Raw genomic sequence first — 25,004 nt, 5'->3', positions numbered from 1 at the left:
AGGCCTGCCATGCGATTCCATTTCATGACATTGCCCGGCTTGATGAAGCGCTTGGGCGTGGGTTGTGGCGCTGTTCTTCTGGCGGTGCTGGTGAGCGGTTGCGACGACAAGCCTGCCGCCGTGGCGCCTGTCATTCGGGCTGTAAAAGTCGAAACTGTCAGAAGCGGAGCGGGCGAAGGCGTGCGTTTTTCCGGCGTCGTTCGCCAGCCTGACAGCGCCAGCCTGGCGTTTGAATCGGCAGGTACGCTGGCCGAGCTGCGGGTCGACATCGGAGATGCATTCGAAAAGGGCCAGGTGCTCGCGGCGCTGGATCGTCAGCCCGCCGCGCTGCGGCTCCAGCAGGCCCAGGCCAGCCTGAGCGCTGCGACGGCTCAGGCTGCGGAGCGTGGGCTCAACTATCAACGCCAGAAAAATCTGCTGGCCGCTGGCAGCGTCGCCGAGAGCGTTGTGGAGGCAGCCCGTGCTGCGCAGACCCAGGCCGTGGCAGATCAGGTGCGGGCGAAGTCCGAGCTTGCTTTGGCACGTCGGGAGGCCGAGCGCAGTCAGTTGATCGCTCCCTTTTCCGGGCGGGTCGTGGCGCGCCGTGCCGACCGTTTCGCCATGCTGGCGGCCGGGCAGGCGGTTCTGCAGGTGGAATCGCGCAATCGGCCGCAAGTGGTTGCAGCGGTTCCCGTCGAGCAGGCCAGCGATTTCAAAGTCGGCGATCGGGCGCACGCTTCGCGTACCTCAGGATCGTCTGCCGGGTTTGATCTGGTGCTTGAAGGCATCTCGCCGCGTTCCGAGGACGGGCTGGTGCGCAACTGCCTGTTTCGTCTGCTCGATCCTGCCGAATCAGTGGCCAGTGGCGTGACGCTGCTGGTGCAAATGACGCCCGAGCAGGGCGTACAGCCCTTATCAATACCGGTTCAAGCGTTGTGGATGGGGACGAGCAAGGGAGCTGCGCAGGTGTTTGTCTATCAGCCGCCTGGCACGGTTGCCATCAGAAACATCACGCTGGGCGCCGTCAGGCAAGGGCGTGCGGTTGTCACCGAGGGACTGTTCGCAAACGAGCAGGTGGTAACAGCCGGCACTGCTTTTTTGCAGGACGGACAGACCGTCAGCCTGTTCCAACCCACGACCCGTTTGACTGAGAGCGCCCCATGAACATTACCCGTAACGCCATGGGGGCGAGTCGCCTCACGCTGTTTGCCGCTGGCCTGATCCTGATCGCCGGTGTCCTGGCTTTTCTGGGTTTTCCTTCTCAGGAAGAGCCGTCCGTGACTGTGCGCGATGCGCTGGTCAGCGTGGCGTTGCCGGGTCTGCCCGTCGAACGCGTGGAGGAGTTGCTGGCAAGGCCGCTGGAAGACAGGATCCGGGAGTTGGCGCAGATCAAGGACATCGTCACGACCATCAAGCCGGGCCAAGTGATCGTACAGGTCACAGCTTATGACAGCGTCAAGGATCTCCCCGCGCTGTGGCAACGGCTCAGGGCCAAGGTGGGCGAACTGAGCGGCAGCTTTCCGCCCGGCACTCAGGGTCCGCTGGTGGACGATGATTTCGGCCGTGTCGCCGTCGCCTCGGTCGCAGTCACGGCGCCGGGCTTCAGCATGAGTGAGATGCGCGGACCGATCAAACGTCTCCGCGATCAGTTATACGGTCTGAGCGGGGTTGATCAGGTCGAGTTGTACGGCCTGCTGGATGAACGCATCTACCTTGATTTCGACCACCAGACGCTGGGTGCTTCCGGGCTAGCGCCGCAGCAGGTGCTGCAACAGTTGCAGGGTCAGAATGCAATTGCGCTGGGCGGCAATCCGGTTGTGGGGGAGGAGAGCACCACGCTGTCGGTGAGTGGCGAAATTCTTTCTCTGGAGCAACTGCGGCGGTTTCCCGTGCAACTGGCGAGCGGTGAGCGCGTACCACTGCAATCTCTGGCGAAGGTGTCAGTAGCCCCTGTCGACCCGCCGGAAACGGCGGCCATCTATCAGGGACAGTCAGCGGTCGTGCTGGCCGTCTCGATGCAATCGGGACTCAATGTTCAGGCCTTCGGCAAGTCGCTTCGCGCACGTCTGGGCGAACTTGAGCAGCAACTGCCTGCCGGTTTTGCTCTGCACATCGTGACGTTCCAGGCCGATGTGGTGCAGAACGAGATGAGCAAGATGTACCACGTCATGGGCGAAACCGTGGTGATCGTCATGTGCGTGGTCATGCTGTTTCTGGGCTGGCGCACCGGGCTGGTCGTAGGGGCCATCGTTCCGCTGACGATCCTGACGACGCTCATTGTGATGCGCTCGCTGGGCATCGAGCTGCAAACCGTGTCGATCGCGGCAATCATCCTGGCCCTCGGGTTACTGGTCGATAACGGTATCGTGATTGCCGAGGACATCGAACGACGGCTGCATGCCGGTGAGGCGAGATGGCAGGCGTGCGAGGACGCAGGACGTACGCTGGCGATTCCGTTGCTGACCTCTTCATTGGTGATCGTGCTGGCGTTCTCGCCGTTTTTTCTCGGGCAGACCAGCACCAACGAATACCTGCGTTCGCTGGCGATCGTTCTGGCGACCACGCTGATCAGTTCCTGGCTGCTGAGCATCACCGTGACGCCGCTGTTGTGCTTTTACTTCGCCAAGGCGCCGACCGTTGATCAAGACGCACCGGCACCCGACGAGTACGCTTCAGGTTTCTACCGCGGCTATCGCACCGTCATCGAGCAACTGCTGCATTACCCCTTCATCTTTCTGGGCTGCATGCTCGGCTTGCTGGCTGGTGCGGTCGTGGTACTGACCCACGTGCCCTATGACTTTCTGCCAAAGTCCGACCGTTTGCAGTTCCAGATTCCGCTGACGATGGAGCCCGGCAGCAGCTCGACAGCGACGTTGCAGACCGTGCGTAACATCAGCCAGTGGCTGAGCAATGACCGGGATGTGCTCGACAGCATCGGGTATGTCGCCGACGGCGGGCCGAGAATCGTGCTGGGTCTCAACCCGCCGTTGCCAGCCCCTGACATTGCCTACTTCACGGTCAGCGTGCGCAAGGGCGTCGATATGGATGCGGTGATTGCCAGAACACGCCGGTTCCTGCTGCAGCAACATCCGGAAGTCCAGGCACAGCCGAAGCGTTTTTCCATGGGCACCACCGAGGCAGGCGTGGCGATCTATCGGATCATCGGCCCGGACGAAGAGGTGTTGCGCCAGGCGGCCGGTCAGCTTGAGAAGGCCCTGTTGGCGTTGCCCGGCACCGTTGACGTGCAGGACGACTGGCGCAGTCGCCTGCCGCGGTATGAGGTGGTGGTCGATCCTTACAAGGCGCGACTGGCAGGGGTCAGCAGCGAGGATATCGCTCAGGCACTGCGGTTGCGTAATGGTGGTCTGTCCGTGTCGTCGATGCAGGATGGCGAGACCACGGTGGCGCTGGTGGCCCGAGCGGTTGAGGATGCCGGAGCCTCCGGCAATGATCTGGACACGACGTTTATCTACCCGGCCTCGGGTTCAGGTCCTGTCCCACTGTCGACAGTCGCTACTCTGGAGCCACAGTCCGAAGCGTCTACGTTGTTGCGCAGGAACATGGAGCGCGCCATCACCGTGACCGGACACAATCCCTCGCTGACGGCGACGACCATTGTCCAGCGCCTGGCTCCGCAAGTTGCAGCAATCAAGCTGCCGGTGGGCTACCGCATCGAACTGGGCGGGGAGATTCAGGACTCTGCCGATGCCAATCAGGCGTTGCTGCAGTACATGCCGCATGCGCTGGTCGGCATGCTGCTGCTGTTCGTCTGGCAGTTCAATTCGTTTCGCAAGTTGCTGATCGTGATCACCAGCGTACCGTTCGTGCTGATCGGGGCGGCGTGCGCCTTGCTCATCACCGGTTATCCGTTTGGCTTCATGGCCACCTTCGGCCTGCTGTCGCTGGCGGGCATCATTGTCAATAACGCGGTGTTGCTGCTTGAGCGGATCGACGTAGAGCGCGAGCACGGCCTGAATGTGCACGAAGCGGTGGTCAACGCCGCCGTCAAACGCCTGCGGCCTATCGTGATGACCAAACTGACCTGCATCATCGGGCTGGTGCCGTTGATGCTGTTTGCCGGCCCGCTGTGGGAAGGCATGGCAATCACGATCATCGGTGGATTGGCCCTGGGGACACTGGTGACCCTGGGCCTGATTCCCATTCTTTACTGGCTGCTGTTCGACAGGTCCAGCCTCAGGAAGGCGGTATCGTCCCCAGCAGGCCCACCGCAATCGTGAATGCCAGAAACGCCAGTAAACCCAATGCCATCTTGCCCATGAGAACCTCTTGATTGATCGGTGTGGATCGCAGGGCAATTATCGGACGCAGGTGAAAACTGGTACAGATTCAGAAAGCGCAAAAAAACAGGGATCAGTTGTAGGGCGTATCCCGGAATGAAGCGAGGATACGGCCCAGCGTTGCCATGGCCTGTTCGTACCGATCGTCCCACGGGCTGCCGTGATTCAGGCGTGCGCAGTTGCGAAAGCGCTTCGAGGGCGAAAAGATCGGTCCCGGCGCCAGGCTGATGCCTTGCGCCAGGGCCTCCTGAAACAGTCGAAGCGAATCCACGTGTTCGGGAAACTCGAACCACAGAAAGTAGCCGCCGACCGGTTTCGTCACGCGAGTGCCCGCCGGGAAGTAGCGAGCCGCCGCGGCGAGCATGGCACCTTGTTGAATTTCCAGCGTGTCGCGCAGCTTGCGCAGATGCCGGTCATAACCGCCATGATTGAGGTAATCGGCAATCGCCGCCTGCGCAGGCACCGAAGGCGAAATAGTGGTCATGAGTTTGAGGCGATTGATCTGCTCGGCGTAACGTCCGCCCGCCACCCAGCCAACCCGGTAGCCCGGCGCAAGGGTCTTGGCAAACGAGCCGCAATGCATGACCCGGCCACTGCGGTCCAGGCTCTTGACCGGCTGCGGCGCGGTAGTGCCGTAATACAGCTCGGCGTACACATCGTCTTCGATCAACGGGAGGTCGTGGGTTTCCAGCAGCTCGTACAGCCGGGTCTTCTTTTCCACCGTCAGGCTCGCGCCCAGCGGGTTCTGAAAACTGCTCATGAACCAGCAGGCCTTGATCGGCAATCGACCGAGACTGTCCTGCAGCGAATCCAGGTCCACGCCGTCACGGGGATGCACCGGAATTTCCACGGCTTTCAGTTTCAAGCGTTCCAGCACCTGCAGGCACGCATAAAAGGCAGGCGCTTCGATGGCAACCAGATCGCCAGGCTCGGTGACGCATTGCAGGCACAGGTTCAGCGCTTCCATGGCGCCATTGGTGATCACCAGTTCGTGTGCTGGCAGCCGCACACCGCTAATCATGTAGCGCAGTGCGATTTGCCGACGCAACTCGGCGTTTCCCGTGGTCATGTCATTGATGATGGTGGATGGGGTCAGGGCTCTTGCGGCGATGCCCATGGATTTCGCCAGACGTGGCAACGGATACAGATGAGGGCTGGGAAACGCCGAGCCGAATGGAACGGTGTCTGGATCCTTGAGCGACGCCAGCACCGAAAAGATCAGGTCGCTGACACTGACCTCCGTCCCTTCGCTCACATGCCTGACCAGCTCGGGCTCGGTCATGGTCTGCGGGCCGTACTCGCGCACGTAATAACCCGAACGGGCACGCGCCTGAATGAGTCCTTTGTCCTCCAGCAAATAGTAAGCCTTGAAAACCGTTGTCGGACTGACCGAATACGTACGGCTAGCCACGCGCACGGAGGGGACTTTTTCGCCGGGTGGCAGAATCCCGCTGCGGATCATTTCAGCGATGTCGGCGGCGAATTTTTCGTAGCGTTTCATGGAAGGCATCGAGAAGAGGGCGGTTGCATGATGCGTGAAGCAAGGCTGTTGCGACAATGTCCCGATTGGCTTTCACAGTCGCCGAGCGATCTGCATGGTCTTTTGATGTCAGCTAGGCTTGATTTTCTTTGCGAGAGATATCAGCCATGTACACGCTCTACGGTGCCAAGGGCTGCGGTTCGGCAGCCATCGAGGTCGCGCTTGAGCTTTGCGCTACACCCTACACATTGATCGACGCCTGCGCCTGGGAAGAGGGACCCGGCAAGGAAGCGTTGAAACAGGTCAATCCCCTGATGCAGGTGCCTGTGCTGGTGCTGCCCGACGGCACCGTCGTGACCGAGAGCGCGGCAATCCTGATTCACCTGGGGCTTGAGTTTCCGGAAGCCGGCCTTCTGCCGCGTGCAGCGCCCCAGCGGTCGCAAGCGCTCCGGGCGCTGATCTATATAGCCACTAACTGCTACATACCCAGCGCCATTATCGATTTCCCGGAACGCTGGCTGGTTGATGGTGATGAGGCGACTCACCGCAAGCTGGAGTCGGGCGCGCGGTTACGCCTTTACTGGCACTGGCAGATGTTCAGCGATCTGTTCGCCAAGCCGGGACATTGGCATCCCGAAGCACCCGGCGCGGTCGAGATCCTGGCCAGTATCGCAAGCCGATGGAGCGGGGCGCGTGATGACCTGCGTGGTTCGCGACCCACATTTCATGCTTCGCTGTTGCAGATCGATGCGCATCCTGTCGTAAATGCGGTGGTTCAGCGCCACTGGCCGTGAGCGCTCACGTTGAACTGATGAAGTGCCTGTTCAGCGTTCGTTCAGTCTGGTCAGGTAAGCTTGACGCCGCCCTCATAGGGCGCTTGTGCTGTGTTGATCCCGATTGATGTTATTCAGGAAAAGACGATGACTTCACTTGCACGGATATTCCAGAGCTTCGACCCCTCCAGTCCCTTCAACGCCCCCGAAAACTGGCTGCAAGGCCGAACGGTTTATGGCGGGCTGACCGCCGCGCTGGCGCTGCAAACCGCGATGCAGGCGGGCGGACCCGACCTGCCGCCATTGAAGTCTGCCCAGATCACCTTCGTCGGTCCTGCCATGCATGAACAGACCTTCAAGCCAACCGTATTGCGTCAGGGGAAGTCAGTCACGGTAATGACCGCCGACTGTTTTTCGTCAGCGCAACTGGCGCTGCACATGACAATGGTGTTTGCCGCTTCGCGTGACAGCCGGATTCTCCACGATTATTCACAGCGGCCCGCCGTCGGCCGCCCCGACGATTATCCATTGTGGGATGCAGGGCCACAGGCACCCATTTGTGTCCACAACTTCCAGAAAAAGTCGGCCGGTGGGGCCTTGCCGTTCTCCGGAGCAACTGATCCCGAACTGTTGATGTGGGTCAGGCACGAGGATGCGCAAGGCATCGATCCAATGGTGGCGCTCATCGCACTGGCAGACGCATTGCCACCGGCATCCATCACAACCCTGACAGCCCACGTGCCGCTCAGCACGATCACCTGGACACTGGATATCGTCAACGCACCTGCGCAGGATGAGTGGTTTTTGCTCAAGACCTCAAGCCATGTGGCGGCTGACGGCTACTCGCTGCAGGACATGGAAATCTGGAGTCAGAGCGGTGAGCTGGTGCTGAGGGGGCGGCAGACGGTTGCGATTTTTGCGTAGCTAAATCCTGTTCGTTTCAGTGCCTCGGGGCTCATCTGGCCTCGGTAATAAAATTTTGTACAAAGTTGTACAAATATTTGACGCCAGTGTAATGGCGAACTAATATCGCGCCCGAAATTAATATCAATATGATATCGCAGGGACGCGTCGTGCATCTTTTCGCTTCAAGATTGGCCGTGCTGGCGCTGCTTGCCGCTGCGCCACTTTCCGCTTTCGCCGCCACTACCCCCGGCGAGCAGGACCTTATCCGTGATCGTCAGGACCGCCTGCTTGAAGAGCAGCGACGCCGCCTTGAAGACCTCAAGGATCTGCCGGGCAAGCAAGCCGAGCCTGCTGCTCCGGTCGCGCCTGCCGACACACGCTGTTTCACGATCGATCGTATCGAGCTCAAGGGCGCGGATTCGCTTTCAGCCGCTGAGCGCGACGACCTGATCAAGCCTTATATCGGTCAATGCCTGGGCGTTCCCCAGCTCAACGAGCTGCTCAAGGTCATCACCGATCACTACATCGAAAAAGGTCTGGTGACCACGCGCGCTTATCTGCCGCAGCAGGATCTGTCCAAAGGCGACCTGCAGGTGCTGGTGATTGAAGGCAAGCTCGAGAACCTGCGTGGCGCTGCCGACAGCGGCCTGTCGGCGCGTGAGCTGGCGATGACCTTTCCAGGTCAGGAAGGCACGATGGTGAACCTGCGCGAGATCGAGCAGATGGTCGATCAGCTCAATCGCCTGCCGTCTAATCAAGCGCAAATGGAGCTGACGCCTGGCGAGGCGGTGGGTGGCAGTGATGTGGTGGTCAAGAACACGCCGCAGAAGCCTTGGCGAGCAAACCTGTCGCGCACCAACGAAGGTCAGCGCAGCACCGGTGAGCAGCAATGGAATGCCGGTCTTGAGTGGGACAACCCGCTGGGCCTGGCTGATCAGTTCAGCCTGCGCGGCGGGCACGATGCGATCAGTGATCGCCAGAAAGCCTCTCGCAATGCCTCGCTGTCGTACAGCATGCCGTGGGGCTGGTGGACGTTCAGTTACCTGTACAGCACCAGCGAATATCGTTCTGTGGCGCAGGCGTCCAATATCGATTTCAAGCAGGACGGCGACAGCCAGAACCATCAGTTCAGGGCTGAGCGGGTCGTGCACCGTGACGCGCTGAGCAAGACGTCGCTCAATGCCGGTCTGGCGTACCTGCGGACCAACAACTATGTAGAAGACAGCAAGCTGGCACTCAGCAGCAACCGCATCACTGAGGCGCAATTCGGCATCAACCACGGCCGCCGGATAGGCTCTGCGTTTCTCAACATCGACCTGGGCATGCAACAGGGCATTGGCGCGCTGGACGCCCAGGGCAATCATGATCCGGGTCCAGGCCAGGCCGATGCGCGCTATCGCAAATACACCGGCACCCTCAGCTACCTGCAACCGTTTCAGTTATGGGGCGAGAAGCTGACGTTCACCAGCCTTGCAACCGGGCAGCGCAGTGAAGATGTGCTGTTCAGCCCGCAGCGCCAGAGCCTGGGCGGCTCGTCGTCGGTGCGTGGTTACAAGGATCAGTTTCTGTCGGGTGACAGTGGCGGCTACTGGCGCAACGAAGTGCGTCTGACTCGTCCGGTCACCCTCGACTGGATACGGCCGGTCTTTGCCGAGTATGGCGCCGCGGCCGGTTACGACCAGGGCGTGATCCAGGGCGACCGTTACAACGGCGATCAGCATGGCCGCCTGTCCAGCAATTCGTTTGAGCTGTTTACCCGTGGCCAGCATGTCGCCGCGTCGGTGACCTTTGCCCGCTCCCTGGAACGTCCCGACGTGATCGAGCGTGAATCGCCGATCTATTTCCGCGTGGATTTCTTCCTGTAACCCAGCCTTTTCATCTTTTCCGTTCCGAGGTCACTTACATGGACGTTCACCAGTTCGCTCTGCTCGCCCGTCAGCCTTCCGCGGCGTTGACCGAGCGCCAGCATTTCTGGGGAATGCCCAAACGTGGCCTTGCGCTGATTCTGGCCAATGCCCTGTTCTGGCAGCCGTTGCTGGTCCAGGCCGAAGGCATCGCGGTCAGTGGCACGGGGACCACGCTGGGTCAAGCCGGCAATGGCGTGCCCATCATCAACATCGCCACGCCCAATGCCAGCGGCCTGTCGCACAACCAGTTCCAGCAGTACAACGTCGACAGTCAGGGTGTGATCATCAACAACTCGACCAACCAGACCCAGAGCACCCAACTGGGCGGCATCATCGTCGGCAACTCCAACCTGCGTGGCACCGCGGCCAACACGATTCTCAACGAAGTGGTCGGCGCCAATGCCAGCCAGCTCAGGGGTTACACGGAAGTGGCGGGGCAGGCGGCACGCGTCATCGTCGCCAACCCGTATGGCATCAGTTGCAACGGCTGCGGGTTCATCAACACGCCGCAGGTCACATTGACCACCGGCAAACCGATTCTGGACGCCAACGGTCAACTGCAGCGCTTCAACGTTCAGGGTGGCAGCATCTCGATTGACGGCGTAGGGCTGAATGCCGACAACGTCGACCAGTTCGACATCATCACCCGCAGCGCGAAAATCAACGCCGAACTGCACGCCAAGCGCCTCAACATCATCACCGGTCGCAACGACGTTGATGCACAGACCCTGAACCCGACGGCACTGGCAGACGACGGCAGCAGCAAACCGGAACTGGCGATCGACAGCTCGGCCCTGGGCGGCATGTACGCCGGTGCCATCCGGCTGGTCGGTACCGAAGCGGGCGTCGGCGTCAGGCTCGCCGGAGACCTGGCGGCCAGCGGCGGCGATATCCAGATCGATGCCAACGGCCACCTCAACGTCATGCAGGTGGCGGCGAGCGGCGCGGTAAACGTGCGGGCCAACACCGCAGAAGTCAACGGGCCGGTGTACGCCGGTTCCTCGCTGGCGATGACCACCGGCGGTGATCTCACCACCCGGCAGAACGTCGCTGCCCGCGATGCACTGACCCTGTCCGCTGGCGGCCAACTGCGTAACTCGGCCGTGATCGAAGCGGGCGTCAACGCAGACAACAGCCGCAACGCTTCGGGCGATGTGACCCTGTCGGCCAACAGCTTGACCAACAGCGGCAGCATCACCGCCAGCCGCGCCTTGCAGGCGACCGTTACCCAGACGCTCAACAACCAGGGCGCCACACTGAACGGACAGGCCAGCGCATGGGTTGCTGCGGGCGTGATCGACAACCGTCAGTCCGGCCGTATTTTGAGCCAGGGTGGCAACGCAGACATCAATGCCTCTCAAGTACTGAACGCACAGAGCGGGCTGATCAGCAGCAGCGGCAATCTGAACATCACCGCCCAAACGCTGGACAACAGCCAGCAAGGCAAACTGTCCAGCGGCGCTGTATTGACTGCGCGCATCTTCGGCCAGGTGCTCAACCAGTTGGGCATCATCAACTCTGCAGGTGGCCTGCTGCTGAACACCGGCACCGTGGACAACCGCACCGGGGAAATCTCCAGCCTTGGCAACCTGACCGCCACGCTTGTTCAGTTCGACAACAGCAGCAGCGGTCGCCTGTTGGCCAACGGTGCCTTGCAGCTCACAGCTGACACGCTGAACAACCAGAACGCCGGATCAGTGTCCGGCCAGCAGAACGTGCAACTGACGCTGGGGCAACTGACCAACACCGGCAAGGGCAGCGTCTACGCCAGAAACAACCTGGGCGTGACTGCCACCAGAGCCGTGAATAACGATCAGGGCGTGCTGCGCAGTGATGGCACCCTGAACCTGAGCGCGGCGAGCCTTGCCAGCAGCGGCGGCAGCGTCACCAGCGCCGGAACGGCCTCGATTACCACCACTGCGGCCGTCGTCAACCAGGGCGGACAGATGCTCAGTGATGCCAGCCTGACGTTGACCAGCGGTTCGCTGGACAACAGTCAGAGCGGTCGCATTGCAGCGAACGGCGTGACCGTCACCACGGGCGCATTCGATAACCACAAGGACGGCCGTCTTACCAGCACCGGCTCCCTTGGGCTGACTGCCGCTCAAGTCAACAACACCGAGGCAGGTCGCATCGCCAGCGCCATGGCCCTGACGGCAGTGGTCACCGGTCTTGATCAGACCAGTGATGGTCGGCTTTATAGCAACAGTGATGTCAGCCTGGATCTGAATAACGGTGTGCTGAACAACCAGGATGGATTGATCAACGCACCCGGTCAGTTGCTGCTGAAAAACCTGAATGTGGTGAACAACCGGAGCGGCGAGATTTCCAGTGCGAATGGTTTCTCGCTGGCGGCCACTTCGTTGGACAATACCGAAGGTTCGGTACTCAGTAACCAGTTACTGATTGTTAGAATCGATCAGCTGCTGACTAACCTTCGCGGTCTGGTTTCTGGTAACGGTGTCGATCTGCGCGCTGCGACTTTGCTTAACCACGAAGCGGAGATTTCCAGCCTTGGCGAGCTGACTGCCACAGTAGGCCAGTTCGACAACAGTGAGAAAGGGCGTTTGCAGGCGAACGGCAAACTTCTGCTGACTGCAGGCCATTTGAATAACCGGAACGCCGGCACGGTCTCCGGTCAACGCGGTGTACAGCTTGATCTTGGCCAGTTGACCAATACGGGCAGTGGTCGTGTTTACGGTAAAAACAGCCTGGGCCTCAACGTCACTGGTGTGCTGAACAACGATCAGGGTGTTGTACGCAGCGATGGCACGCTGAAGTTGAATGCCGCTTCGCTTGCCAATACCGGCGGCAGTATCACCAGTGCTGAAAGCGCTTTGCTGACTGTGACCGGAGACGTTGTCAGTCAGGGCGGCGAAATACTGAGTAGTACCGACCTGACGCTCGATAGCGCGAGTCTGGATAACAGCAAGAATGGGCGCATTGCAGGCAAAGGCGTAACGGTCGATACCGGGGCGTTCAACAACCAGCAGGGCGGTCGCTTGACCAGCACGGATGTGCTTGATCTGACAGCCACCCAGGTCAATAACGGTGATGCGGGCCGTATCGCTGCCGCGAAGGCGCTGAGCGCTAACGTCACCGGGCTTGATCAGAGCAACGACGGTCGCCTGTACGGTAACAGTGACGTCAGCCTCGACTTGAACAACGGTGTGCTGAACAACCTCGGCGGTCTGATCACGTCCCCCGGCCAACTTCTGCTTAAAAACCTGAACACGGTCACCAATCAGAGTGGTGAAATTTCCAGCGCCAATGGCTTTACGCTGGCCGCCACTTCGCTGGATAACACCGGCGGTTCAGTCATCAGCGACAAGGCTTTGATCGTCCGTGTCGCGCAGTTGCTGACCAACCTGCGCGGCTTGATTTCTGCTACCGGCGTGGAACTGAGTGCTGCGACGCTGGACAACCGTAACGCAGAACTCTCCAGCCTCGCAGACCTGACCGCAACCGTCGGCCAGTTCGATAACAGTGGCAAGGGCCGTCTACTGGCCAATGGTGCGCTGTTGCTCGACGCCGACAGTTTGAATAATCAGGGCGCGGGTGCCATTTCCGGCCAGCAGAGTGTGCGCCTGAAGCTGGGGCAACTGGCTAACAGTGCCAGCGGTAGCGTCTACGCCAAAAACAGGCTGGATCTGAACGTTGCAGGAGCGCTGGACAACGATCGGGGTGCACTACGAAGCGATGGCGAGCTTGATATGCACGCAGGCTCTCTTGGCAACACCGCAGGTAGTATCACCAGTTCCGGCGTCTCGGTTATGGTTGTTGATGGGGCTTTAGTGAACCGTGGCGGACAGATTCTCAGTGATGTAAATCTGTCGCTTTCCAGCGGCAGTCTCGACAACAGCCAGAGCGGCCGTATTGCAGGCAACGGAGTAAAACTCGCCACAGGCACCTTCGATAACCGGCAAGGCGGTCGTCTGACCAGTACCGGAACCCTCCAGCTCGACGCCGGGCAGGTCAACAACAGTGATGCCGGGCGTATTGCGAGCGCCATGGCCCTGACTGCGGTGGTCACGGGGCTTTACCAGAGCAATGACGGCCGACTGTACAGCAACCAGGACGTCAGTCTCGACCTGAGCAATGGAGCGCTGAACAACCAAGGTGGACTGATCATCGCGCCGGGCCAGTTACTGTTGAAAAACCTGACGTCGGTCAACAACCAGAACGGCGAAATCTCCAGCGCCAACGGTTTTATGCTGGCCGCTACTTCGCTGGACAACACCGGAGGATCGGTGCTCAGTGATGAGGCACTGGTTGTGCGTGTAGATAAACTGCTGACCAACCTGCGCGGCCTGGTTTCCGGCAATGGCATTGATATAGCCGCTGGAGAAATGAATAACGACAGCGGCAGCGTGAGCAGCGATGCTGATCTGCTGGTGAATATCACCGGGAAGCTATCGAGCCGAAATGGTGAAGTGACCAGCGCCGGTAGCACTCGCCTGAACGCATTGAGCATCGACAACGCCGCTGGCCAGATTATGGCCGATCAGTTTCTGAAACTGGTCATCACTGAATCCATCGATAGCCGGGCGGGAACGCTAGGTGCAGGGAAGGGGCTCGAAATAAGCGCTGCGAGTCTTGATAACCGCCAGTCCGGCGCGCTGGTCACGGATGGTCAACTGACTGTCGATCTGTCCGGCGCTTTGGACAATAGCGCGGGTGGCAGTTTGCAAGCCAAGGGCTTGATGTACCTGTCGAGCAAGGCACTGGACAACCGTGGCGGCCGTATCGCTGCACAGAACCTGCTGATGATTCGCAGTGACGGCGTGGATAACCGTGGCGGTTCGATTCGTGCCGAGAAAGGCATGCAGCTGTTCGTGGGGGCACTCGATAACAGCCAGACCGGTCTGAGCGCCGATCAAAAAGGCGTTATTTTCAGTAATGCCGATCTCGAGTTGGTCGGCGCGCGTCTGGATAACCAGAGCGGCTTGCTCAACGCAGCTGGCTTGATGCAACTGCAGGTCGACAGCGTGCTCAATGGCAAAGGCCGTATCGCCAGTCAGGCGGACCTGGCCGCCAAAATTGGCAGCCTGACCCAGCAAGGCGGTGAGCTGGTTGCGCAGGGCAATCTGAGTCTGACCGGTGATAGCCTCGATAACCGGTCAGGCGGGTTGGTCGGCTCAACAAAAGCGCTGAAAATCAATGTAACCGACATCGACAACAGGGCTGGTGAATTGTCCAGCCAGGTTGGTGTAAATATCGTTGGCCAGGCGCTGAACAACAGCGACGGCGGTAAAGTCTTGGCGGGGACCGCGCTTGGGCTGAAAGTCGCGCGCGTGATCAACCTGAACAAAGGCCTGTTGTTTGGCAACACCCTGCGTCTTGAGGCTACGCGTCTGGATAACGTGGGCGGTACGCTGGCCAGCCAGCAGGATATGAATATTGATGTGTCCGGTGCGCTGGACAATACCAGTGGTCTGCTCAGCAGCGAATCAGCCCTGACGATCAACGCTGCGTCCCTTCAAAACGTTTCGGGCAGCCTGTCCAGTGCAGACGCCATGAATGTCACCACGGTCGGGGTTCTGAACAACCAGTCTGGATCTGTCACCACTGACGCTACCCTTACGCTGAATAGCGCAAGTCTGGACAACAGCCGGGCGGGCAAAATTGCTGGCAAGGGGGCCACTCAGGTCACAACGGGTACGTTCGACAACAGTCAGGGCCGCCTGACCAGCAGCGACACGCTGCAGCTGACCGCAGGCAAGGTCATCAACCAGAACGCTGGGCGAATCGCCAGTGCACTGGCGTTGACGGCCAGCGTGACCAGCCTTGATCAACAGTCCGGTGAGCTTTTCAGCAACACCTCGCTGAGTCTCGACCTGAATAACGGGCAATTGAACAATCAGGGCGGTTTGATTAACGCTCCCGGCGTGTTGTTGCTGAAAAACCTTAAAGGTGTCGCCAACCAGAACGGTGAAATCTCCAGTGCGCAGGCGTTCACATTGAACGTCGACAGCCTCGATAACAGCGGCGGCAAGTTGCTGAGCAGTCAGGCCCTCACGCTGATCGTGAACAAAGCGCTGAGTAACGTCAAAGGTACTATTTCCGGCGCGACGTTGAAAACCAGCAGCGCCAGTCTGGACAATACCGAAGGCTTGATCAGCAGTCGCGCGGGTCTGGACGTGGCGGTAGATACCACCCTGACCAACGTCAAAGGCACACTGATCGGCGACGGCGATGTAAAGCTTGTCGCCGCGACTGTGGACAACGGTCTCGGTCAGCTTGCCAGCAAGCAAAACCTAGAAGCACAGATTGGCAGCCTCCAGCAGTTGGGTGGGCAGATGCTTGCTCAAGGCACGTTGACCTTGCGTGGCGACACACTGGATAACCGCCAGAACGGCTTTATTGGTGCCACCAAAGCCCTTGATATCAATGTCGCCCACATCGATAACCGAGGCGGTGAGCTGTCCAGCCAAGACACGATGACTCTCACGGGCCAGCAACTGGACAACAGTGACAACGGTCAGATCCTCGCAAAGAAAGCAATCAACCTGAATGTCTCGCAGGTCATTAACCGTGCGAATGGTTTAATCTCCGGCCAGGATGGCTTGACGCTGGTAGGCAGCAGGCTGGACAACACAGGCGGCGGAATCAATGCACTCAAAGCCATCAGTATTGACTTGTCTGCGGCACTCGATAATAGCCAGGGCCTGATCAGCAGCGAAGATATCCTGGCATTGAAGGCCAGCAGTCTGACCAACAACGCGGGCAGCATTTCCAGTGCCGGAACCCTGACCCTAGACAGCACCGGGGCAATCGGTAATCGCGGCGGCAGGCTGGTGACTGACGGTGCACTGGATCTGAAAAGTGCCAGTCTTGATAACAGCCAGAAAGGCACTATCAGCGGTAAAGGGTTGCTGACCCTGAGGACCGGGGATTTCGACAACAGCCAGAACGGTCGCGTCAGCAGCAACAATCGTTTGGACCTGACGACCGCCCGACTGACCAATAGCAATGGCGGCAGCATCGGCAGCAGCCAGGCGCTGACTGCCAGCGTCAGCCGTCTGGATCAGCAGGGCGGCAGCCTGTTCAGCAACACCTCCTTGAGCCTGGACCTGAACAGCGGCCAGTTGAACAACCAGAACGGCCTGATCAATGCACCAGGCGCACTGCTGCTGAAAAACGTCAACGAGGTTCTGAACCAGAATGGTGAAATCTCCAGCACTCAGGCATTTACCGTCAACGCCCAGCAACTGGATAACAGCGGCGGCAAACTGCTCAGCAACCAACTGCTGACCCTGCGCATTGCCCGTGCGTTGACCAACGTCAAAGGCATGATCGCCGCAGCCGGTGTTGATACCACCGCCAATACCCTCGACAACAGCGGCGGTACGCTGACCAGCCGTAACAATCTTGACCTCACTGTCACCGGTGCGCTGACCAACCGCGACAAAGGTCTGATCAACGCTGCTCAGGCGCTCAAGATGGGCGCAGCCAGCGTCGATAACCAGAGCGGTCAGGTATTGGGAGGCACTAGCCTGATTCTCAATACGGCATCGATCAACAACGCAGCGAAGGGCCTGATCAACAGCACCGGCTCCTTGAATCTGACTGCCGGGAGCCTTGAGTCCGGCAACGGCGGCGAAGTGTCGGCTGCCCGCGACATGACCCTGGTGCTCAATGCTCTGTCGCTTAACGGCGGACGCTTGATGAGCGATGCCGGGCTGTCCATCGACATGCAAGGCAACGACCTTAACAACGTCGGCGGTCTGATTACCGCTGACGGGACTCTGACGCTTGATCGCCTGCGCGACCTGAACAACCGGTCTGGCGAAGTCTCCAGCGCACAGAGTTTCACCTTCAATGGCCGCACCCTCGACAACAGCAGTGGCAAGCTGATCAGCAGCAACGTACTGACCGTCAGCGCGACCAATCTGCTGAATCAGAACGGCTTGATCTCCGGCTGGCAGGGCCTCAACGTTTCGGGCAATCGTCTCGATAACCGTACCAACGGCACGCTGTCCAGTCGCAGTGGCAATGTCGGAGTCAGCCTGAGCGGTGAGCTGCTTAATGGCGGCAACGGGGCGTTGGTCAGCCAGAACACCCTGAACGTAAGCGCTGACAGCCTCGATAACAGCGGCGGCATCCTTTCCAGTGGTACAGCCCAGACCCTCACCGTGACGGGCCTGCTGAATAACAGTCAGAACGGCCTGATCGACAGCGGCGCCGGACTGGTGATCAGGGCCAATGCCCTGAGCAACGCGTCGGGTGACCTGGCCGCCCAGCAGGATTTCAGCTTCGAAGGCCGAAGTATCGATAACAGTGCCGGCAGCCTCAGCAGCAAGGGGGCGGTGACGCTGGACTTGCTGGAGAGTCTGACCAACACCAATGGCAAGCTGGCCAGCGGCGGTAATTTGCTGTTGCGGCGTAGCACAGCGATCAACAACCAGGCGGGGCAACTGATCAGCCAGAGCCTGATGACCCTCAATACATCGGGTCAACTGGACAACCGCAACCGCGGCACAATTGCAGCCAACAACACATTGACGGTCATCGCCAACGGCAGTGTCCTCAACGATGCGGATGGCCTGATCTACAGTCAGGGCGGCAATGCGGGTATCCAGGCGGCGAGCCTGTCAAACGTTCGGGGTACGGTGCAGAGCGCAGGCGCACTTCGGGTTGACGCTGCTGGCACCGTCGACAACCAGAACGGTCGGATCATTGCTCAGAGCGGTGACCTGAACCTGAGCGGCGTCGACCTTTACAGTCAGGGCGGGGTGCTGTCCAGCCTGCAAGGTCTGTTCACGTCAAACGTCACCGGGGTACTGAGAAATGGTTACGACGCCAACCGTCAGGGCGGCATCATCCAGGCGCAGCGCCTCAACCTGACCGCGCTGGGCGGTTTCGACAACTACGGTGGGCGAGTTTCCGCACGCGGCGGCGAAGCACTGATCAACACCCCGGGCTTCGACAACCGCAATGGCGGCCTTTACGCCAAAGGCCTGGTGCGGGTCACCGGTGTCAACTTCGACAACAGCGGCGACAATGACGGTCAGATCGCCGGCGGCCAGGTCGAACTGAACCTGAGCGGCGCACTGAACAACCGCTTCGGTATCATCGAAAGCGACAGCACCCTGGCCGTCACAGCTGCCAGTCTGGACAACCAGACCGGGCAACTGCGTGCGCTGGGCGGTGGTGGCGCTACAAACTTCCAGATCGGCAACTTGTTCGATAACCGCAACGGCACCCTGGAAAGCGCCAACACCGATCTGATCCTAAACACTGCCAGTTTCCTCAATGGCGGCGGTTCGCTCCTGCACACGGGCGGTGGGACCTTCGATATCTCCACTCCCAACGTTTCCGGAGCCGGTGGTTCGATCGTCACCCGTGGCGGTCTGACCCTCAACGCCGACAGTTGGAGCAATAGCAACGTAATCCAGGCTGGACGCCTCAACGTCAACGTCAATAACTTCAGCCAGACCGCCAGCGGCCAATTGCTCGCTTCCAGCAGCTTCGTCGGCACGGGTGGCAACTGGACCAACGACGGGTTGATCGCCAGTGATGGCGCGATAAATCTCAACATCGGTGGTACCTACGCAGGCAATGGTCGCCTCAGCAGTCTGGGTACGCTTGGACTCAGCGCAGCGCAAGTGAACCTTAATGCCGCTACGACCATCAGCGGAGGCGGTGACACCACCGTGACGGCAGGGGGGCAACTGAACAACGCCGGTCGCCTCACCTCGGCGAATAACCTGACGGTCAACGCAGGCGGGATCAACAACCAGGGCACGCTGGGTAGCGCTCAGGCGCTGACCGTGACCACTGGCTCACTGGTCAATGATCGCGGGCTGATCTTCAGCGGCGGCAATATGAGCCTGCGGGTCAGTGCGCTGAACAACAGTTACGCCGACATCTACAGTCTGGGTAATCTCACCATTGACCGTAACGGGCAAGGCGCCCTGGCCGACAGCATCGTCAATAGCTCGGCGACGATCCAGAGTGACGGCAGCATGAGCCTGGCGGCAAGCACGATACAAAACATCCGTGCAATTCTAACCACCAGTAATGGCGGTATCTACACGGCAAGGATTGATGAGGGCGCATGCAATCGGCAGTTCTACAACAACGACTGCAGCGACGATACACAAACTCATACCTGGGACATCATCCAGCGTGAAAAACTGGAAGTGACTGCCGCCAGTGCGGCGTCCAGCATCACAACTGGCGGTAATCTGAACATCAACGGCGGCGATCTGCTCAACCAGAGCAGCACCATTGCTACCAGCGGCAACCTCACCGCCACGCTTAACAACCTGACCAATACCGGTGTAGAGACCAGCGATACCGAAACGATGCGTTCGTTTCGCAGCATGCGTACCGACAACGCCAGCGCCTGGGTGATAGCTGCTAAAGACTTCACTGATAAGTACTGGTCTGCCAGCAGTGGTTATGACGCCAATAACCTAAGCGGCCTTGAGGCCGCAATGGCCGACTTCATCCGCCTGACCGAAACCGACTTGCCCGAGTTCCACAAAGTCACTCAGTTAAGCAACGGCGATCAGAGCTATGCCGCCATTATCCAGGCCGCCGGCGCGGTGAATGTTAACGCAAGTAACAATATCGGAAACAATGTCGTACGGGCTGGCTACAGCTACGTGAGCGGCGGTTCGCGTACTGACACCAACGCTCCGGGCAGTCAATTCTCCACGCGTATTACCGTCAATCAGCAATTGCCGCCAGACCTGGCCCAGCAACAAGTCAATCCGTTAAGCCTGCCAGGCTTCAGTCTGCCGACCGGCCAGAACGGTCTGTTCCGCCTGAGCGGCCAGACCGGCACCGCTGCTTCTGTCGCTCAACCCGTTGGCCTGCCACAAAGCTGGACAATGGGCAGCGCAGCGGTATCCGTCGCTCAACGCGAGCAAACCGCTTCTGATGCACAGGCAAGTACCATCCAGATTGGCTCGGTTGATCAGATATCCAGTGCCACTCGCCAGATCGCGTCAGTAACACGGCAAAGTGCGGGTGTAAGTGCCAATACATCCGCCTTCGATACCAGTGCGCCAAATGCTTCTCCTGTTGGTGGACTCGTACTGCCTGGTCACACCTCTGGTTCAGCCGGTATGACCAATGTCGATAGCGTGACCGGCGTGGCGACCAACAACCAGGGAAGCGGTGCGCTACTGCTTGTCCAGAATGCAGGCGCAACCACGGGCCTGCCAGCTGTCACCGCCATCTCTTCCGGTAGCTCGGCGACTCAGAACGCTGGAGTGGTGCAGGGCATCCAGATCGCCAAAGCCGGTCAGGTGACGACCGACGCTCAAGGCAACCGGATACCGGCAAACGGGCCTGGCCTTGTTGCGAATCAGGTCAACACGATCACCCCGGTCGCCGCTGCGGCAGCGCAAAGTGTTCAAAGAGTTCAGGGTCTACCCAGCAGCAACTCTGTCTCGAAACCCCAGAAATACCTGATCGAAACCAATCCTGTTCTGACTGACCTCAGGCAGTTCATGAGTTCGGATTACCTGCTCGCAGGCCTTGGCTATGACCCCGAAGTCAGCGCCAAGCGTCTGGGCGACGGCTTGTATGAGCAACGCCTTGTTCAGCAAGCCGTCGTTGCCCGAACCGGCCAGACGTTCATTGATGGCCAGACCTCCAACGAGGCTCAGTTCAAGTACCTGATGAACAACGCCATTGCCAGCAAGCAGCAGCTGAATCTGGCAGTCGGCGTGTCACTGAACTCACAGCAAGTCGCCGCATTGACCCATGACATCGTCTGGCTCGAAGAGCACGAAGTGAATGGTGAGAAAGTGCTGGTGCCAGTGCTGTACATGGCTCAGGCCGACAACCGGCTTGGCCCGAACGGCGCCTTGATTGCGGGTAACGACCTGAACCTGATCGCCGGGCAGGATCTGACCAACGTCGGCACCCTGCACGCGACCAACAACCTTTCGGCCATCGCGGGTAACGACCTGGTCAACAGCGGATTGATCGCAGCAGGAAATCGACTAGATCTGCTGGCAGGTAACGACCTGATCAACAAGGCCGGCGGCATCCTGTACGGCCGCGATGTGTCGCTGACCGCAGTGCGGGGAGATGTCATCAACGAGCGGACAGTCACCAGCCACCAGAGTGCTGCAAATGATGCTACCTGGCGGCAGGATTTCGCTGACAGCGCGGCGCGCATCGAGTCTGCCAACGACCTGACCATCAATGCCGGACGCGACCTCAAAAACACCGGTGGCGTGCTCCAGGCTGGCCGCGATATCAGCCTGGTTGCAGGTCGCGATATCAGCATTGACTCGGCCCGGACCGAGGAAGGCCAGACAAACGGGGTAAACCATACCGATTCGAGCATCAAGCAACTGGGTTCCAGTGTCACTGCGGGACGTGACCTGACGGCCCAGGCCGGCCGTGACATCAGCGTGATTGCGAGCAACATCGACGCCAAACGCGACATTGCCATGGCGGCAACCGAAAACCTGACGTTGTCGTCAGCGGCTGATGAAGAGCATTCGTATAGCAAAAGCAAGAAGGTGACCGAGCAGGAAGATCATGTCAGCCAAGTGTCTTCGGATCTGAAAGCGGGTGGCAGCGTAGCGTTGCAGGCCGGCCAGAACCTCGCAGTGATCTCCAGTCGTATCACTGCCGGAACAGATGCATCACTGGTGGCCGGTGAAAACCTCGACATCCTCGCGGCACAAGACAGCGATTACTCGCTGTACGACATGAAGAAAAAAGGCGGCTTCGGCGCCAGCAAGACCCAGCGCGATGAAGTGACCGATGTGAAGAACATCGGCAGCGAGATTACTGCGGGTGGAAACCTGGTGCTGGCCAGCGGCGGGGATCAGAAGTATCAGGTGGCGAAGCTGGAGAGCGGCAAGGACCTGACGATTCAAAGCGGCGGGTCGGTGACGTTTGAGGGGGTTAAAGACCTGCATCAGGAGAGTCACGAGAAGAGTAAAGGTGACCTTGCCTGGAACTCAATGAGTGGCAAGGGCAACACTGATGAGACGCTGCGCCAGAGTGAGCTGGTGGCCAAAGGCGAACTGGCCATTCGGGCGGTCGATGGACTGAAAATCGACATCAAGCAGATCGATCAACAGAGCGTCAGCCAGACGATTGATGCGATGGTCAAGGCTGATCCGCAGTTGGCTTGGCTCAAGGAAGCGGATAAGCGCGGGGATGTGGATTGGCGGCAGGTCCGGGAAATTCACGAGAGTTTCAAATACAGCAATTCTGGATTGGGCGTCGGTGCCCAGATGGCCATCGCCATCTTCATGGCCGCCTTCGTAGGTCCTGCTGTCATGGGGGCTATGGCGGGTATGGGCAGCGTGGCGGCTTCGGTGGGCAGCGTCGTGGCGACCAGTGCAGCGACCAATGCCACCGTCAGTGTGGTGAACAACAGAGGCAATCTGGGCAAAGTTGCTCAGGACGTAACGTCTTCGAGCGCGATGAAGGGTTACGTCATTTCCGGCGTCACAGCTGGCCTGACCACCGCATATTTCAATGAGTGGACGGGCACGCTGACCAATTCCAACACCAACAAAATTACCACTGCTCCGCTCAACTCTTGGGAAAACGTAGGTCGTTTCGGTGCCAATCAGCTTTTGCAAAACGGTACATCCACAGTACTGAGCAAAGCGTTGGGCCAGGGTGGCAGCGGCAAGGATGCGTTGAATACGGCGTTTTTCAATACGCTGGCGGCTTACAGCTTCAGCGCAGTGGGTGACTACAGCTTTGGCAAATACGACGACGGTAGCCCTCAAAAAGTCTTTGCCCATGCACTGGTCGGCGGTCTGTTGGCAGAAGCATCAGGAGGCGATTTCAGGACTGGTGCCATCGCGGCCGGGGCAAACGAGCTGGTTGTCGATCAACTGAGCACCCTTGTGAACGGCAACCCCGACTTGCTGACGGCGGGCTCGCAGATGATCGGTCTGCTGGCCGCAGCGACTCAAGACAATGGCGATGGAAAACAGCTGGAGAAGGGCACTTGGGTCGCACGTAACGCCACCCAATACAACCGCGGTTTGCACCAGCAGGAGGCCATGGCGCTGGAAAAGACGCGTAATGAAAATCCGGATCGTGCGCTGCGCTTTGACGCCGCGGCGTGCGCGCTTGTGCATTGCAGCGCTTCGTTGCCGACGTCCGACGAACGCTACCCGGAACTCAAGGCGCTTGAAACAGCCGGAGCTGCCTTCACTCGCGAACTCAACGAGCTCAAGGCAACAGGGCGGTTCGAATACGGCTATCTGGACAGCGTTGACGACTTCGCTGCAAGGCAAGACGAGTTCGTGACACGAAGCGGTGCCGCCATTAGCACGGGCGTTAACACCTTTATTGGTGGATCGTCCGCACTGGGAGCCGCCGCCGCTTCACCGGCGTGTTTGACAGGCATAGGCTGCCTCGCCCCAATCGGCCTGAGCGGTTTGTCAGCACTGTCGTTCGCCAATGCATGGGACTCGGCGGGTACGATCACAGCTCCGTATGTGTCGACCGAGGGTGAACGAGTCATCAGCTCGTTCAACCCCAGCAACGCTACTCCTGAGAACAGCGCTCTGTCGGCAGCTGGCACAGCCGCTGCCATGTCGGTGGGCGAGATGCTGCTGTTGCGGGGGACGGGAAAGCTGCTGTTGGGGGAGTACGGGGTTGGTGCGAAAGCAGGTGAAAAAGTTTATGCTTATGACGGGATTGTTGGTGCAAAAGCGACAGTGCAGGGGCCTTTGGTTTCTAAAGGGGCAGATGTAACGCCAGAGATCATTCAAAAAGCATTACAAGGTGATCCTGCTATTAGCGGTCAAAATTTTGTTTCATTACCTGCAGTTCAGAGATACGTTGATCGTCTTCTTAAGGGGGATGTCGCTCCTCCAATTAAGATGGATGGCGATATAATTGTTGATGGGAATCATCGTTATATCGCTGCGAAAATATTAGGGCGAAGTCCAGAGGTGACTCCAGGAACTTTGTCGCCCAGCAAAGCTGGACAGACCAAACCTGTATCAGATGTAAAAATTGATCCGGTAGATTGGGGGAACAGATGATAACTATCTGCTTTGAGACAGGTGAGACACTGGATTTGCCTTTGGATGGTCTAGCTAATTCAATATTTAGTGGGCTGGAGCTTCATCGTGCAATTTTTGACAATTTTGATGTTTCGGGAGCAGATTTTACAAACTCGAATTTGAGAAATGCGTCTTTTAATTACTCTATATTGAATGGGGTGGTAATGCATGGTGCTGCTCTTATGAACGCGACACTAGTTGGCGTGCAGATGAAGAGGGCGGATCTTTCAAATGTTATAGCAATTGGGGCTGACTTTACCGGGGCAGACCTTTCATCGTCTGGTCTGGAAAATGCAGATGTTTGTGGTGCTAGTTTCATAAGAGCTAATTTATGCAATGTTAATTTTGACGTTAAAAGAATAGAAAGTGCTTTTTTTTCTGGTGCTATATATAACGAATGGACAGTTTGGCCTGAAGGTTTCGATCCTGTAATGTTTGGTGCGACCAAAGTATAATTTTAATCTCTTTACTCGGTGCAAAAGGGGCTGGTGCAGTAAAGCTAAAGTTTGACAAGGCTACACGGACTTGGACAGCCCCAGCGGGTTTATACTATGGACAAGGATCGGTTCAAGGAAACAGAGTATTGCATGTTTTAGAGCATGCGGAGCCGAGTCCGGTTAAGACAGCGCATAGCGTCTTTGATA

The 25,004-nt window shown here is 58.9% G+C and carries 8 protein-coding genes; 7 read left to right on the top strand and 1 reads right to left on the bottom strand.

What is annotated here, in order from left to right; translation table 11 throughout:
• The first annotated feature begins 9 nt into the window (after nucleotides 1-9).
• Nucleotides 10-1,143, top strand: coding sequence for an efflux RND transporter periplasmic adaptor subunit (locus AC0IXS_RS02650; protein WP_081021789.1), 1,134 nt, complete (start codon nucleotides 10-12; stop codon nucleotides 1,141-1,143).
• The gene (locus AC0IXS_RS02645; RefSeq protein WP_471823681.1) at nucleotides 1,140-4,217 is read left to right on the top strand and encodes an efflux RND transporter permease subunit; all 3,078 of its coding nucleotides are present in this window, start codon (nucleotides 1,140-1,142) and stop codon (nucleotides 4,215-4,217) included. Before AC0IXS_RS02650 ends, AC0IXS_RS02645 begins: the two co-directional genes overlap by 4 nt.
• Before the next feature lie 133 nt (nucleotides 4,218-4,350).
• Here the strand turns inward: AC0IXS_RS02645 and mapR are convergent, their stop codons facing one another.
• Nucleotides 4,351-5,778, bottom strand: a complete 1,428-nt coding sequence (mapR, locus tag AC0IXS_RS02640; RefSeq protein ID WP_471823679.1) for a GntR family transcriptional regulator MpaR — start codon at nucleotides 5,776-5,778, stop codon at nucleotides 4,351-4,353.
• Nucleotides 5,779-5,924: 146 nt separating this feature from the next.
• On the opposite strand from mapR, the gene AC0IXS_RS02635 reads away from it, so the two are divergent.
• From AC0IXS_RS02635 to AC0IXS_RS02615, 5 genes are all read left to right on the top strand, one after another.
• The gene (locus AC0IXS_RS02635; protein WP_029243457.1) at nucleotides 5,925-6,551 is read left to right on the top strand and encodes a glutathione S-transferase N-terminal domain-containing protein; all 627 of its coding nucleotides are present in this window, start codon (nucleotides 5,925-5,927) and stop codon (nucleotides 6,549-6,551) included.
• A 126-nt stretch (nucleotides 6,552-6,677) separates the two neighbouring features.
• On the top strand, nucleotides 6,678-7,454 hold the full coding sequence (locus AC0IXS_RS02630) for a thioesterase family protein (RefSeq protein WP_191954251.1): 777 nt from the start codon (nucleotides 6,678-6,680) through the stop codon (nucleotides 7,452-7,454).
• Nucleotides 7,455-7,582: 128 nt separating this feature from the next.
• Entirely contained in the window at nucleotides 7,583-9,301 is a 1,719-nt protein-coding gene (locus AC0IXS_RS02625) for a ShlB/FhaC/HecB family hemolysin secretion/activation protein (RefSeq protein WP_471823677.1), read from the top strand.
• Nucleotides 9,302-9,339: 38 nt separating this feature from the next.
• Nucleotides 9,340-24,339, top strand: a complete 15,000-nt coding sequence (locus AC0IXS_RS02620) for a two-partner secretion domain-containing protein (protein ID WP_471823675.1) — start codon at nucleotides 9,340-9,342, stop codon at nucleotides 24,337-24,339.
• The gene (locus tag AC0IXS_RS02615; RefSeq protein ID WP_081021790.1) at nucleotides 24,336-24,815 is read left to right on the top strand and encodes a pentapeptide repeat-containing protein; all 480 of its coding nucleotides are present in this window, start codon (nucleotides 24,336-24,338) and stop codon (nucleotides 24,813-24,815) included. The genes AC0IXS_RS02620 and AC0IXS_RS02615 overlap by 4 nt, the downstream gene beginning before the upstream one ends.
• Nucleotides 24,816-25,004: the final 189 nt, after the last annotated feature.

The organism is Pseudomonas sp. AC016, from assembly GCF_979253365.1.
The sequence above is the reverse complement of the archived record's forward strand: the minus strand, read 5'-3'. Positions and strand labels throughout refer to the sequence as shown.